The sequence below is a fragment of the Pseudarthrobacter sp. MEB009 genome (assembly GCF_030208875.1).
Lineage (GTDB): Bacteria > Actinomycetota > Actinomycetes > Actinomycetales > Micrococcaceae > Arthrobacter.
Genome location: NZ_JARVTC010000011.1, coordinates 79,326 through 92,524, shown reverse-complemented (window position 1 = coordinate 92,524; position 13,199 = coordinate 79,326). Strand labels below are relative to the sequence as shown.

At 65.3% G+C, this 13,199-nt stretch carries 12 protein-coding genes; 1 reads left to right on the top strand and 11 read right to left on the bottom strand.

The features are described from left to right. Nucleotides 1-5: 5 nt before the first annotated feature. Genes QRN07_RS10240 through QRN07_RS10215 form a run of 6 tightly spaced genes read right to left on the bottom strand, consistent with a single transcriptional unit; the run spans nt 6 to nt 7,087 of the window. Nucleotides 6-1,928, bottom strand: a complete 1,923-nt coding sequence (locus QRN07_RS10240; protein ID WP_056597351.1) for a glycosyltransferase — start codon at nt 1,926-1,928, stop codon at nt 6-8. 2 nt (nt 1,929-1,930) lie between these two features. Then, complete coding sequence (locus tag QRN07_RS10235; RefSeq protein WP_050686996.1) at nt 1,931-2,821, bottom strand: ABC transporter ATP-binding protein; 891 nt, start codon at nt 2,819-2,821, stop codon at nt 1,931-1,933. Continuing rightward, the gene (locus QRN07_RS10230; RefSeq protein WP_050686994.1) at nt 2,808-3,686 is read right to left on the bottom strand and encodes an ABC transporter permease; all 879 of its coding nucleotides are present in this window, start codon (nt 3,684-3,686) and stop codon (nt 2,808-2,810) included. Before QRN07_RS10230 ends, QRN07_RS10235 begins: the two co-directional genes overlap by 14 nt. Further along, nucleotides 3,683-5,422 (bottom strand): glycosyltransferase family 4 protein, encoded by a 1,740-nt coding sequence (locus QRN07_RS10225; protein WP_056597349.1) that lies wholly within the window; start codon nt 5,420-5,422, stop codon nt 3,683-3,685. Before QRN07_RS10225 ends, QRN07_RS10230 begins: the two co-directional genes overlap by 4 nt. A gap of 3 nt (nt 5,423-5,425) precedes the next feature. Further along, nucleotides 5,426-6,679, bottom strand: a complete 1,254-nt coding sequence (locus QRN07_RS10220) for a glycosyltransferase family 4 protein (protein ID WP_050686992.1) — start codon at nt 6,677-6,679, stop codon at nt 5,426-5,428. A 3-nt stretch (nt 6,680-6,682) separates the two neighbouring features. Beyond that, nucleotides 6,683-7,087, bottom strand: coding sequence for a hypothetical protein (locus QRN07_RS10215; protein WP_056597347.1), 405 nt, complete (start codon nt 7,085-7,087; stop codon nt 6,683-6,685). Between the two features lie 492 nt (nt 7,088-7,579). On the opposite strand from QRN07_RS10215, the gene QRN07_RS10210 reads away from it, so the two are divergent. After that, nucleotides 7,580-8,080: a DUF3515 domain-containing protein gene (locus QRN07_RS10210; protein ID WP_050687237.1), complete on the top strand. Its 501-nt coding sequence runs from the start codon at nt 7,580-7,582 to the stop codon at nt 8,078-8,080. A 13-nt stretch (nt 8,081-8,093) separates the two neighbouring features. On the opposite strand, the gene QRN07_RS10205 is transcribed toward QRN07_RS10210, so the two are convergent. The 5 genes from QRN07_RS10205 to leuD form a co-directional block, all read right to left on the bottom strand. After that, nucleotides 8,094-9,242 (bottom strand): D-alanine--D-alanine ligase family protein, encoded by a 1,149-nt coding sequence (locus tag QRN07_RS10205; RefSeq protein WP_056597345.1) that lies wholly within the window; start codon nt 9,240-9,242, stop codon nt 8,094-8,096. A gap of 1 nt (nt 9,243) precedes the next feature. Further along, nucleotides 9,244-10,278, bottom strand: a complete 1,035-nt coding sequence (locus tag QRN07_RS10200; protein WP_056597501.1) for an NAD(P)H-dependent glycerol-3-phosphate dehydrogenase — start codon at nt 10,276-10,278, stop codon at nt 9,244-9,246. Between the two features lie 14 nt (nt 10,279-10,292). Next, the gene (locus QRN07_RS10195) at nt 10,293-11,066 is read right to left on the bottom strand and encodes a lysophospholipid acyltransferase family protein (protein WP_056597343.1); all 774 of its coding nucleotides are present in this window, start codon (nt 11,064-11,066) and stop codon (nt 10,293-10,295) included. Nucleotides 11,067-11,076: 10 nt separating this feature from the next. Continuing rightward, nucleotides 11,077-12,402 carry a UDP-N-acetylglucosamine 1-carboxyvinyltransferase gene (gene murA, locus QRN07_RS10190; RefSeq protein WP_050687242.1) on the bottom strand — a complete coding sequence of 442 codons (1,326 nt, stop codon included), beginning with the start codon at nt 12,400-12,402 and terminating at the stop codon, nt 11,077-11,079. Between the two features lie 191 nt (nt 12,403-12,593). Beyond that, the gene (gene leuD, locus QRN07_RS10185; protein ID WP_050687244.1) at nt 12,594-13,199 is read right to left on the bottom strand and encodes a 3-isopropylmalate dehydratase small subunit; all 606 of its coding nucleotides are present in this window, start codon (nt 13,197-13,199) and stop codon (nt 12,594-12,596) included.

Genomic DNA, 13,199 nt, shown 5'->3' with positions numbered 1-13,199 from the left:
TTCCCCTAAACTACGATGTGGTCTTCGGGCGGGCCGAAGAACTGAATCTTTGATGACGCCATCAGCTGGTCGTTGGTGATGGACCAGGTATGCGAGGCAGCGTCACGCCCGCGCATCTGGCAATAGTTGAACCGGTCCGCGGAGTAGATCCCGGCGCCGGCTTCCACCGCGTCGCGGAGGAACTGCGTATCCTCGCCGGTCTGCACCGGTTGGAACGGAAAACGGCGGAACGTGTCCAGGGCCGCGAAGATCGTGGGCCCGGAGACGGCGGTAACAAACCGGTGCTCCAGCTGCGGGTTGCGCAGGATGGTCGCATCGGGCCCGGCCAGGTGCATGTAATGTGCCCGCTTGCCCACAATTGCTGCTTCGGAATACATCATGGCGTGGGCGAGGTCCCCGAGGTACAGCGGCGCGTACAGGTCATCGTCGTCCCACTTGGTGGCCAGCTCGCCGTCCGCACCCTCGACCAGCGCATTCAGGCAGGCCCCCAGCGGGGTGCTTTCCGGCTTATGCAGGAGGACGGCATCCGCCAGGCCCGCCTCATTGCACCGTTCCCGGAAAAGCCGCTCATCGACGTCGAACCCGTGGGCCAGGTACACCAGCTGGACGTCCACTCCCTGCTGCGCCGCCACGCCGTTGATCACGTGCTCCAGCTGGTGGGGGCGGAAGCTGGATACCAGCGCCGAAATCCGGGGGCGGGGCGCAGGGACCGCCAGGTCCGCCCTGACGGCGGCAGCAATGGTGGCGGCGCGGTGGCTGAAGGTATGGCCGGACCAGATCCGGCGCTGCGCTTTATGCACCTGCCGCTGGGAATAGTCCGGGTTGGTGGCGATGGCCTTCAACAGTTGCACGGCCTCGTCGCGGGACGAAGCGACGGGGATTTCCCCGTCCGGGAAGAAAGCTCCGATCGCTTCGCTGGGGCTGGACACAACGCAGGTGCCCGCCGCCGTGATCTCGAAGATCCGCCTGGCGCACATGGACGGCGAGTCGGTGACGGAATTGACGTTCAGGAAAACCTTGTACGCCTTGTAGGCCGTGAGCATCTGCGGATAGCTGAGTGATCCCACCACGTGCTTCTTCAGGTCGCCGGGAAACTGGTACTGGGTTTCCTTGCCAAGCTGGCGGGAGAAGATTTCGAAGCCGGCCTTCGTCCCGGCGGCCACGTCTGCTGCGGCGCCGAGGAGGTAGTCCATCTGGCGGCGGCGGTCCTCGTACTTGTGTGCGAAGTACATTCCGGCGAAGGCGACGTTCCGGGCATGCCACCCGTGATGCGGACGAACCGGGTTGTGGATCCTCGGCTGGGCAGCGAATGGCAGCACGGACACGCGCTGGTGCCCCAGGTCCCTGTGGTAGTCGGGCAGCTTGTTGGCGTCAGTGGTGAAGACATGGTCAAAAAGCCGGGCAGCGGGGAGGAAGTCGTCATAGTGCGGCGGATCCTCCTTGTTCCAGAACACGGACGGTATGCCGGCGCTCCGGCATGCCGCAACAAATCCCACCAGGGCAGTCGAGGGGCCGTCAGTGCCGGTGATCTTGCCCCGCCACGAGCCGCCGTTTCCGGCCCACGCGGATTCGACGACAACAAAATCAAGCCGGTTATCACGGAGCTGGGACTCCCAGTCCTGCGGGCTGATGGCCAGCACCGACCATTCGGAGGCGAAGGCCGCAGCCGAAAAGTCATCCATGATGATGCCTACTTGCAGGTCTGGTCGCCGCGGTGCCTTAACGGCGGGCGGCGCCTCCCGGAAAACGAGCCGGCGTTTGCTGCCGAAACCGCGCCAGGCCCCTTCGGCTCCCCGGACGCCGGCAAGGCTTGCCTCATCCCGCTCCGGTGAGCTCCGGTGGAGGTAGCTCCTGGCCTGCTGCAGGCCGCCCCGGCGGGCGTGCCACAGTGCGCGGCGCCAGTAAGCCGCCTGGTCACGTAGTCCCATGGTTACCTGGACCGCTTCCAGCCGTTGGGAAGGAGCGTGGTCCGCATGGCAGGCAGGCTGGCCATGAGTTCGGCCCGGATCTTGCGGCCGTAGTCGGCGTTGCCTTCGTTGATGCGCCAGATGAAGCTTTTGTACTGTTTGGCAACTTCCTTGGGGGTGCCATCCATGATGAAGTCGCCCTTGTCGATCCAGAAAGCCCGGTTGCATGTGGACACGATGGTCTCGATGCTGTGGCTGACGATGAAGACGGTTCCTGCCTGGCTGGTGACCTGCTTCATCCGGGCCTTGGAACGCTCCTTGAACTGGGCGTCCCCGGTGTTGAGGGCTTCATCCACCAGCAGGATCTCAGGATCCACGGCCGCGGCGATGGCAAAGCGGAGCCTCGCTCCCATGCCGGAGGAGTAGGAATTCATGGGGTGGTAGATCTCATCTTCCAGCCCGGACATTTCAACAATGTCGTTGAACTTCGCGTCAATCTGCGCGTGGCTCATCCCCATGGCCAGGCAGCCCAGCCGGATGTTCTGGGCCCCCGAGATGGAGGAGATGAGGGCGGCGTTGACGCCCAGGAGGATGGGATTGCTGGCTGCATAGACCGTTCCGGCATCAGGGATGATGAGGCCCGCCAGGACCTTCATCAGGGTGCTCTTGCCGGACCCGTTGCGGCCGATCACCCCGATGGAGTCACCCTGGTTGGCCACAAAGGACACGTTCTTGAGCGCGGTGGTGCGGACCGGGCTGCTGGTGGCCTTGCCTTTGCGGAGGGCGCCGAGCATGGAGGTGCGGGACGTGGTCCTGCTCCCCGACTGCTGCTTGGTGCGATACACCACAGAAATGTCATCAACGACGACGGTGGGCTCGGCCAGGTGGATGCCGGGGTTTCTAGACGCGTCCATAGGATTCCTCTCCTCGCCAGAACACCAGGAGTCCGGCGGCTACTGCCACGGCGGCAAACAGCGCCAGCACCGTCCAGTCGCGCAGTGAAGGGCTGGTGGCGTACAGGACGGAGTTGCGGATGCTTTTGATGACCAGGTAAATCGGGTTGAAATCCATGATGGTTTTGATGACCGGGTAGTTATCGAACCGGTGGTCCGAGAAAAAGACCGCCGAGGCGTACATCCAGAGGCGCATCAGGAACGACAGCAGCATGCCGACGTCGGGGATCTTGAGGACCAGGGGTGCCAGCAGCATGCCGATACCGAGGTTGAACATGAACTGCAGGAAGATGGCCGGCAGCACCAGGAACCAGCGCCAGGTGATTTCTTCTGCCGGTGCCGTGAAGATCACGAAGAGCAGCATCACGATGGTGACCGGAACGTTGGACAGCAGTTCGCGTACGTTAATGGCGATGGGCAGCGAAGCCCGCGGGAACTGGAACGCCCGGATCATGGCCGTGTTGCCGGTCAGGGATTTGGCCCCGGCCACGATGGCCCTGGTGCTCATCTGGAAGGTGAAAACCCCGATGATCAGGTAGCCGATGAAGTTTTCGATGCCGCGGCTGGTGTTCAGCAGCAGCCCAAAGATCAGGTAGAACGTCAGGCCGGACAGGACAGGAGTCAGGACCAGCCAGGCGCTGCCGAGGAGGTTCTTTTCGTTGCCGCTCTGAACCCTTGCCCGGGCGTCGAAGAAAATGAAGCTTCGGCGGTCCCACAACTGCACCAGGTAGTCAAGGAAATCGGGGCGTTGCCCGATCCTGGTGAGCCGCTTGAGGTTGATGGGGACAGTGACCGCGGGCATCTCCGTCTTTTCTTCAATGCTCATCCGTTGGTGACTCCCAGTTTTTCCAGCTCTTTTGACAGGGCGGCAGCGTTGGCTGCCCACGTTCGTTCGTTCAGGACCCGTTCGCGCCCGGCCCGACCCAGTTCCGCGGCCAGCCCGGGGTCATTCAGGAGGGTGCGCAGTCCGGCGGCCAGCGCCCCGGGGTTTCCGGGTTCCGTCAGAAGGCCTGTGACGCCGGGTTCCACGATCTCCCGCAGGGCGGGCAGGTCTGTGGCAACCACAGGCCTGGCACAGGCCATGGCCTCGACGGGCTTCAAGGGCGTAACGGAGCGGGTAACCTCAAGGTCCTTCCTGGGCACGGCGAAAATGTCGAGTGCCTGGTGATAGCGGACCGCAAGCTTCTGCGGGACCCGGCCGGTAAAGATGATGCGGTCCGCGAAGTCGCTTTGTTCCGCCTGCGCGCGGAGGGACGGAGTGGATACGCCGTCGCCAACGATGAGCAGATTAAGGTCAGGATGGTCCCCGGCCAGCAGCACAAAGGCCTGCATCAGCTCGTGGATCCCTTCATAGGGTACCAAGCTGGAGACTGTGCCCACGTATTGGCCGGCCACGGGGAGACCCAGCTCACGCCGGGCATCGGCCTGGCTGCGGGGTTCGTCAAGGAAATCCCCGCCGACTGCGTTCGGCATCAGCAGCACCTTCGCCGCCGGCACGCCTGCCGCCACGATGTTCGATTTCATGGCCTCGCCGAGGGTCAGCACCAGGCTGGCGGACAGCATGGCCTCCCGCTCGCGTTGGCTGAAAAGGCGGTACTTCTCGCTCTCCCGGGCTTCCGGCCCGCGGACAGAGGCCCAGGTATCAGCCAGCTGGCCCCGCACTTCGTAGACCCACGGAATACCCAGGGCATCAGCAACCGCACGGACCACCATGCCGTTAACGTAGTGCGTCGTGGTGTGCAGGACGCCGGGCCGGAACTCCAGTGCCACTTTCAGGAGTTCCTCGGCCTGCTGCTGCAGCCTGGCGTCCACCGTGGCGGCCATCCTGCCCGGCAGCAGCCGCCGGTATGTGATGCCCTCAACAACGTCTTGGCCCTTGGCCAGGACCTTGCCCACCTGGACGGGGTACCCCATCCGCGTGACGGCCAGCACTTCCTTGCCGCCGGCCTGCTGGGCCAGCAGGGTGGAATGCGACCTCTGCGCGTACCCGCTGGCCGTGTGGGGCAGCGAGTTTGTGAGCAGATGCAGCACCCTGCCCTCGACCGGCTGGAACGGCACGGAGGCCAGGACCGGGGCGGCGCCGCGCAGGACTGCCGCTTCGGCCTTCAACCGGCGCTGCTGCAGGGGTTCCGGTCCTGACGCTCCATCCCATACCGCCAGGGCGTCTGAAACAGCACCGTCGTGCCACAACCTGCGGGCCGCCGTCGCCCGGCCATTGCGTGCTGCGCACGCGCGGTCCATCAGGAGGTCCGCAAGGTCGGGCCGGTTGGCGGCGAGGGCAATTTCCGCCAATCTGCGGGCCTTCGGCCCCGGGACTGCCGCGGCGGCTGCCAAGCGGATGCGCCGGTCCATCTCCGCGTCGTTGCCGCTGACCAGCGCGAGGAAGGACACCAGGCCTGCTGTGGAGCCGACGGGCCACTTGCGGACCACTGCGCCGGCCAGGGGGCGTACGGCAGCAGGCAGGCGCCGGGACAGTTGCAGGAAGAGGACCATCGGGTCCTCGAGCAGGTGCTGCTGGATGGTTGCGGCAGTCAGCCGGGCATTACGTAATAGCTGGATCATGGATCAGGCGGACTTCTCCGAGACGAGGTCCCTGATGATTTCCATGTATTGGACCGAGAGAAGGTCGTAGTCCGCGTGCGTCTTCACCCATTGGCGGCTGTCGGAGTTGCGGATCAGCCGGCCGCGGTCCGCCGCCAGGCCGGACCACAGGGCAGCGAGGGCCTTGGGATCGCTGGCCACAATGTCACCTGCGTCGGCGTCTGAAATGATACGGGCCGCCTCCCCGCGGACCACAGCCGTCACGTGGCGGCCGATGGCCAGGACCTCATAGGTTTTGGAGGGGACGGTGGTCTCGAAGGACTTCCAGTCGTCCCGGAGCGATACCAGGCACGTGTCAGCCGAAGCATACCGGGCAAACATGTCATCGCCGGTGAGCGGGGCGTGGAAGGTTACCGGGGCACTAAGCTCCCGGGCGAGCTTTTCCAGGGCAGGCCGCTGGGTGCCGTGCCCCACGAGGTGCAGGTGCATGGACTCCCCCACCAGCGCCGCAGCACGGATGGCGACGTCCAGGCGCTGGCTTTCGCCGTGGTTGCCCAGATACAGCGCCTCGAAGACGGGGCGGTCCAGGGGCGGCGGGTCCAGGACAGGAATGGCTTCAAGGTGGATGCCGTTGGTCACGGTCGCGACGTTCCGTACACCGCGTGCGCGCAGCGTCGCCCCGAACCCCTCGGTGACGGTAACCACCAGGTCCGCGCGGTGCTGGACAAAGTCCACAACGTGCTCAATGACGCTCTTGACGTTGCCCTGGACCACCCTGGCGTCGCGGGCCAGGTCCGGCCAGGCATCGCGCATTTCCACCACCAGCGGGACGCGGCGCAGTTTCGCCAGCGCGTAACCCGCTGCCAGCGACGGCAGGCCGGGTGCGGTGACAATAACGACGTCGGGCTTGCGCACCATCATTCCGGCGGGCACCGAAAGTGCAGCGGAGTAGCACTGGTCCAGGAGCCTTGCGATGCGCGAGGTCCCGTGGCGGAGATAAGGCACGTGCATGATTTTTTCGGTGAACTGGCCGTTACGCAGGTGAAACGGCCGGCCTGACATCCACCGAGGCAGTTGGCGCCGGCCGAACGGGTAATGCGCCACGGGTGTAATGACGTCAACACCCCAGCCCGCGTGCGAGAACTCCTTGATCATGGCGGTCCACCGCCGCTGCGGCGGGCTCTGCTCAGGCCAGTATGAGTGCGTGATCAGGGTGACCTGCAGCTTGCCTGGTTCCGGCGGGCCGCTCCTGCCGGAGGCCGAAGGTTTTCCTCGCATCCCTTAGGACTTGCCCGGCTTTGGTGTTCCCATCACCCGTTTTGAACCCAGGAACCGGAAGTAGGCATAGCCAAGTCCCAGCAGGAAGACAACCACCGCAGCCTGGACGCCGACCGGGCTGCCCGTCGCTGCTGCAACGACGGCCTGGACTTTGGCTTCGATGACGGCGGTGGGCTGCTCAGCGCTGGCCACGGCCGCCGCTTTTACGGGCACGGCCGGCTCGGGCACCGCAGGCGGGGTGGGTTCCGGCGCGGGTTCCTCAACAACCGGGACCACCGCGGCGGGGGCGGGCTCCTCAATGGGAACCTCGGGTTCGAAAACCACTTCCGGGGCCGGGGCCGGCACCACGGGTTCGATCGGGACCGGAACGGGTGCCGGTGCCGGGGCCGGCTCAACAGGAACGGGCACCTCCGGAACGGGGATTACAGTTCCCGGATCGGTCGTGCCTGGATCCGTTGTACCCGGATCGGTCGTTCCTGGATCCGTTGTACCCGGATCGGTCGTACCGGGATCAGATCCCCCTGGAACTTCGGGTTCTCCGGTAGGGTCACTGGGGCCTGGGGCCGTGGGGGCTCCAGTCGCCGGAGGCAGTGTCGGAAGCACGATGTCCGTGGCGAAAGCTCCGCTGACCGGACCAGCCAGGAGGATTGCAGAGACAGACAGCCCCGCAATTGCCCGCCCGGCATTTCTTTTCACGCCACAAAGACCCATCGGATTTCCTTCCCCCCAAGTTCATCGATCCGCTGCCGGATGCAGCTGCGAAGACCTTGCATATTCGTGGCGCCAACGGCACCCAACCTCGTCAGTCTACTGGAAGGTGACTCCCAGCAGCATATGTTATGTCTTTGGGCCCGGCCGGAACCCGAAAACCAAACGTAATTCCCCGGCTAGGCTTAATCAATGCCTGCCCCCCGCCGAATCCCGTTTCCCCGCACCGCGACAGCCTTTCTGTGCGCCATGGCGGCGCTCCCCCTGGCAGCCTGTGCCCCGGCCGTCGACGTCGCAGCCGCCGGTGACGCCGCAAATCCGGCCTGCGCACCGATGATGGTCGCGCTTCCGGATGCGATCGGCGATTCCCGGCTGCGCCAGACGAACAGCCAGGCCACCGCGGCCTGGGGCGATCCGTCACAGGTGATCCTCCGCTGCGGGGTCAACGTGCCCGGCCCCACCACTGACCGCTGCGTCACTGTGAACGGCATCGACTGGGTGATCCGGGAAGGTGACCCGGTCTGGACCCTCACCACGTATGGCCGCGAACCGGCCACGGAGATCCTGATGGATCCGGACAAAATCAGTTCCGCTACCGTACTGGCGGATCTTTCCACCGCCGCCGGCAAGGTCCCGGCCCAGCGCAATTGCGTGGGCCAGGAGGAACTGCAGAATTTGCCAAAGAGCCAGTAGGCCCCGGGGGCGGTTAGCGGAGGCCCGTTTTCCGGTTCAGGGCCAGGTGGATCAATTCATCGATCAGGTCGGCGTAGTCCAGCCCGGACGCGGCCCACATCTGCGGGTACATGCTTTTTGGCGTAAAACCGGGCATGGTGTTGATTTCGTTGATGATCAGCTCGCCCTGGCCGGTGTAGAAGAAGTCCACCCGGCTCAGGCCCTCGGCGCCCACCGAGTCGAACGCCGCTGCGGCGAGTTCCCGGACCCGGGCAATCGCCTCGGCGGGGATCTCCGCGGGACAGCTCAGCGCGGCCGCGTCATCCTCCACATATTTGGCGTTGAAGTCGTAGAACTCGTGCGTTCCGCCGGCCACGGAAATCTCGCCGGGCATGGACGTCCGCGGCGCGTCAGTTCCCCGTCCTTCCAGCACGGCGCACTCGATCTCCCGGCCAACAATCCCGGCCTCTATGACGAGCTTGAGGTCATGCCGGCGGGCTTCGTCGACGGCGGCATCCAGGTCCGCCAGTGAATCGACTTTGGAGATCCCCATGGAAGACCCGGCGCGTGCCGGTTTGACGAAAACGGGGAAACCAAGGCGGTCCACCTGCTTGCGCACGGCTTCGGGATCGGTCAGCCACTGCCGGTCGGTGACGGCGATGTAGGGGCCCACCTGGAGCCCGGCGGCTTCGAAGACCACCTTCATGTAGTGCTTGTCCATGCCCACGGCGGAGGCCAGGACACCGGCGCCCACGTAGCGGGTGTCCGAGAGTTCCAGCATGCCCTGGATGGTGCCGTCCTCCCCGAAGGGTCCGTGCAGCAGCGGGAAGACCACGTCCACTGTTCCCAGTTCCCGGGGCACCTCGTTGGGTGAGGCAACGATCAGCTGGTGTTCGCCGCCGATTTCAGCGAGGGTCACCGTCTCCAGCGACGCAGCGACTTCAGGCAGGGACTCGTCGGCCAGGGACCACTGCGCGGTATCCGTGGACGCCAGGACCCACTGCCCGGACTTGGCGATCCCGATGGGGATGACCTCGTATTTATCCTTGTTGATGGCGCCCAAAACGCCTGCCGCGGTGACGCAACTCACCGCGTGCTCACTGGACCGGCCGCCGAAGAGGACAGCAACCCGGGGTTTGGCCCGGCCCGCCGTTTCCCCTGCTGTCAGTTTGTCGTGGGACATGTCAGTAATCGCCTTCAGGTTTGAGTTCCCGGGACAGCAGCACCGGTCCCAGTTGGTCTACGGACAGCCTGCCCGCCAGGACAGCCACCACGGCGGCCGTGATGGGCATGTCAACGTTCAGTTTGGCGGCCAATTCGTGCACCGCCTGGCCGGATTTGATGCCTTCTGCGGTCTGGGTCATTTTCCGGCCCACCTCGTCAAGGGTCAGACCCTCGCCCAACAGCCGGCCGGCGGTGTGGTTCCGGGAGAGCGGGGATGAGCAGGTGGCAACGAGGTCACCCAGGCCTGCCAATCCGGCCATGGTCTGCGCATCGCCGCCCAGCGCCAAGGCAAGGCGGGACGTTTCCGCCAGTCCGCGGGTGATGACGGACGCCTTGGTGTTGTCGCCCATCTGCTTTCCTTCGCAGATCCCCACGGCCAGGGCGATCACGTTCTTGACGATCCCGCCGATCTCCACCCCCACCACGTCAGCCGTGGTGTAGGGCCGGAAATACGGCGCCGTACAGGTCCGTGCGATCCAGCCGGCCACAGCGGCGTCGGTGCAGGCCACCACCGACGCTGTTGGCTCCTCCCTGGCAATTTCCATCGCCAGGTTGGGGCCGGATACCACGGCGATGCGTTCGGGTGGCAGGCCGAGTTCAGCGCCGATGACCTCGCTCATCCGGGCGTCGGTGCCGAGTTCGAGGCCTTTCATGAGGGAGACCACCACTGCACCGGGCCCGATCATGCCCGCCCACTCCCGCAGCTGGGGCCGCAGCGACTGCGCCGGGACGGCGAGGACCACAAGGTCCGCGTCCCGGAGGACCTCCCGGACGTCAACGGATGCCGTGATGGTCGCGGGCAATTCGACGTCCTTGAGGTACTGCGGGTTCCGGGACCGGGAGTTGATCTGGTCCACCACTTCGGGGCGCCGTCCCCAGATGCGGATGCTCCGCTCTTCCCCGGACGCCGCAGCGGCATCAGCGAGGATCTTGGCGAAGGTTGTCCCCCAGGAGCCGGCACCCAGGACCGCTACGGAGCGGGCAGAGCCGGCCATCACACGTTCAGGGGTCACGGATTTTCCGTTCCTGCGCCGGACGGATCCTGGCCCCGGTCCTTGAACCTGCCGTGCCGGACCTGCTGCTGCTTGGCCGGATCCCAGCGCTCCGCCGGAGGCTCTTCGTCCCGGAGGGTGGCGAGCAGCTCCGTGATGGCGTCCATGATCGCCTCGGTGGCGCCGGAGAGGGTGGCTTTGTCCAGCGGCCGTCCTTCGAAGGCACTCAGGTCGACGGGGTCGCCCACCAGGACCCGCGAATGTTTCCGGGGAAAGAGGTGGAAGCGTTTGCCGTAGCGGGGGAAAACTTCGTGGGCGCCCCAGTGGGCAATGGGCACCACGGGGATGCCGCCCTCGAGGGCGAGCCGGGCGGCCCCGGTGTGGCCCTTCATCGGCCACAGGTCGGGGTCGCGGGTCAGGGTGCCTTCGGGGTAGATAACAATGGCCCCGCCCTCGGCGACAACTTCCTGGGCGACCTGCAGCGAGCGGTTCGCGCCCGCCGTCGAGCGTTCCACGGGAATCTGTTTGGTGGAATGCAGCAGCCAGCCCAGCGCCGGGACCTTGAAGAGCCCGGCCTTCGCGAGGAAGTGCGGCGCCCGCTTCCGGTTATAGAGCATATGCCCCACCACCAGCGGATCAATTTCCGTGCAGTGGTTGGGCGCGGCGATGAAGCCGCCCGCCGGCAGCTTCTCCGTCCCTTCCCATTTTTTGGCCATCATGACGTTCAGGAGGGGACGGACCACGCCGGCGATGAAAATGAATGTGGCTCTGCTGAGGGCCGGTTCCTTCACGGTGGCCCCGCTACTTGGTGGTGGTGATGTCGAAGTCGGCGCCCAGGCCGGCGAGCTTTTCGGTGAAACGCTCGTAGCCGCGGTTGATGATGTCGATGCCGGTGACACGCGAGGTGCCGGTGGCCGCCAGCGCCGCGATCAGGTGGCTGAAACCGCCACGGAGGTCCGGAACGTCGATATCTGTTCCTGTGAGCTGGGTGGGTCCGGAAATCACGGCGGAGTGCAGGAAGTTCCGCTGGCCGAAGCGGCAGGGCACGCTGCCCAGGCATTCGCGGTGCACCTGGATGCTGGCACCCATGCGGATCAGCGCATCGGTGAAGCCGAAGCGGTTTTCGTAAACGGTCTCATGCACAATCGAGACGCCTTCGGCCTGGGTCAGTGCCACCACCAGCGGCTGCTGCCAGTCGGTCATGAAGCCGGGGTGCACGTCGGTTTCCAGGACCAGCGGGTTCAGTTTTCCGCCCCGGTGGTAGAAACGGATGCCGTCCTCGCCGATGTCCATTCCGCCACCCACCTTGCGGTAGGTGTTCAGGAAGGTCATCATGTCCCGCTGCGATGCGCCTTCCACAAAAATGTCGCCGCGGGTGACCAGCGCCGCGGAAGCCCACGACGCCGATTCGTTGCGGTCCGAGAGTGCGCGGTGGTTGTAGCCGCCAAGGTCACGGACGCCCTCGATGCGGATGGTGCGGTCTGTCTGGACGCTGATGATGGCGCCCATTTTCTGCAGCACCGCTATGAGGTCGATGATTTCCGGCTCGGTGGCCGCACCGGAAAGCTCCGTGATGCCCTCCGCCCGGGTTGCGCTGAGCAGCACCTGCTCCGTGGCGCCGACGGAGGGGTACGGCAGGGAGATCTTGGCGCCGTGCAGGCCCTTGGGGGCGGAGATGTGGATGCCGCCGGGTCGCTTCTCCACGACGGCACCGAACTGGCGCAGGACGTCCAGGTGGTAGTCGATGGGCCGGTCGCCGATCTTGCAGCCGCCCAGGTCGGGAATGAAGGCCTCGCCGATCGCATGGATCAGGGGCCCGCAGAGCAGGATGGGAATCCTGGAGTCGCCGGCGTGGGCGTCAATGGCGGTGCTGGAAGCTGTCTTGGCAGCTTTGGGGTCCAGGGTCAGGTCGCCCGTCACCGGGTCCTTCGCGACCGTGACGCCGTGCAGCTGCAGGAGGGAGGTCACCACCTCCACGTCCTTGATCTCCGGTACGTTCCGCAATACGGAGGGTTCGTTTCCCAGCAGCGCAGCCACCATCGCTTTGGGGACCAGGTTCTTGGCCCCCCGGACGGTGACGCGGCCTGTAAGCGGGACGCCGCCGCGGATTGTCAGAACACTACTCATTTACCGGTTTCCTTACGATCACTCGCCCCCAAGTCCTTGCAAAGGCTCCCACCAAGCATAGGAGGTGGCTTTACCGAACCGAAATAAGCGGGGCCGAAAGCAGGGCGTGGCGGTAAACACCACGGCAACAAAAAAGGGGTGGCACCCGTCCTGGACTGCAGGACGGGAGCCACCCCGCTGTGAGGCGGGAGCTACTGTGACAGCCGCGCCGGAAGGGTTTTCGGCTTGAAGACCGGCCGGGTGGCTTCGTAAGCGGTGATGTCTTCCTCGTGCTGGAGGGTCAGGCCAATGTCGTCCAGGCCCTCCAGTAGGCGCCAGCGGGTGTAGTCGTCGATTTCGAAGGGCGCCACGATGTTGCCGCACACCACGGTCTTCGACTCGAGATCAACCGTGACCTGGGTTCCGGGGGCGTTCTCCAGTTCTTTCCAGATCAGCTCGATGTCATCCTGGGCAACCTCGGCGGCCAGGAGGCCCTGCTTGCCGGAGTTGCCGCGGAAGATGTCCGCGAAACGGGATGACAGGACGGCTTTGAAGCCGTAGTCCTTCAGGGCCCAGACGGCGTGCTCGCGGGAGGACCCGGTGCCGAAATCAGGGCCGGCCACCAGCACCGAGCCGGTGTTGTAGGGCTCCTGGTTCAGGATGAAGGCGGGGTCCTTGCGCCAGGCGGAGAACAGGGCGTCCTCGAACCCGGTACGGGTGATGCGTTTGAGGTACACCGCGGGGATGATCTGGTCCGTGTCAACGTTGCTCTGGCGCAGCGGGACGCCGGTGCCGGTGTGCTTGGTGAACTTTTCCAT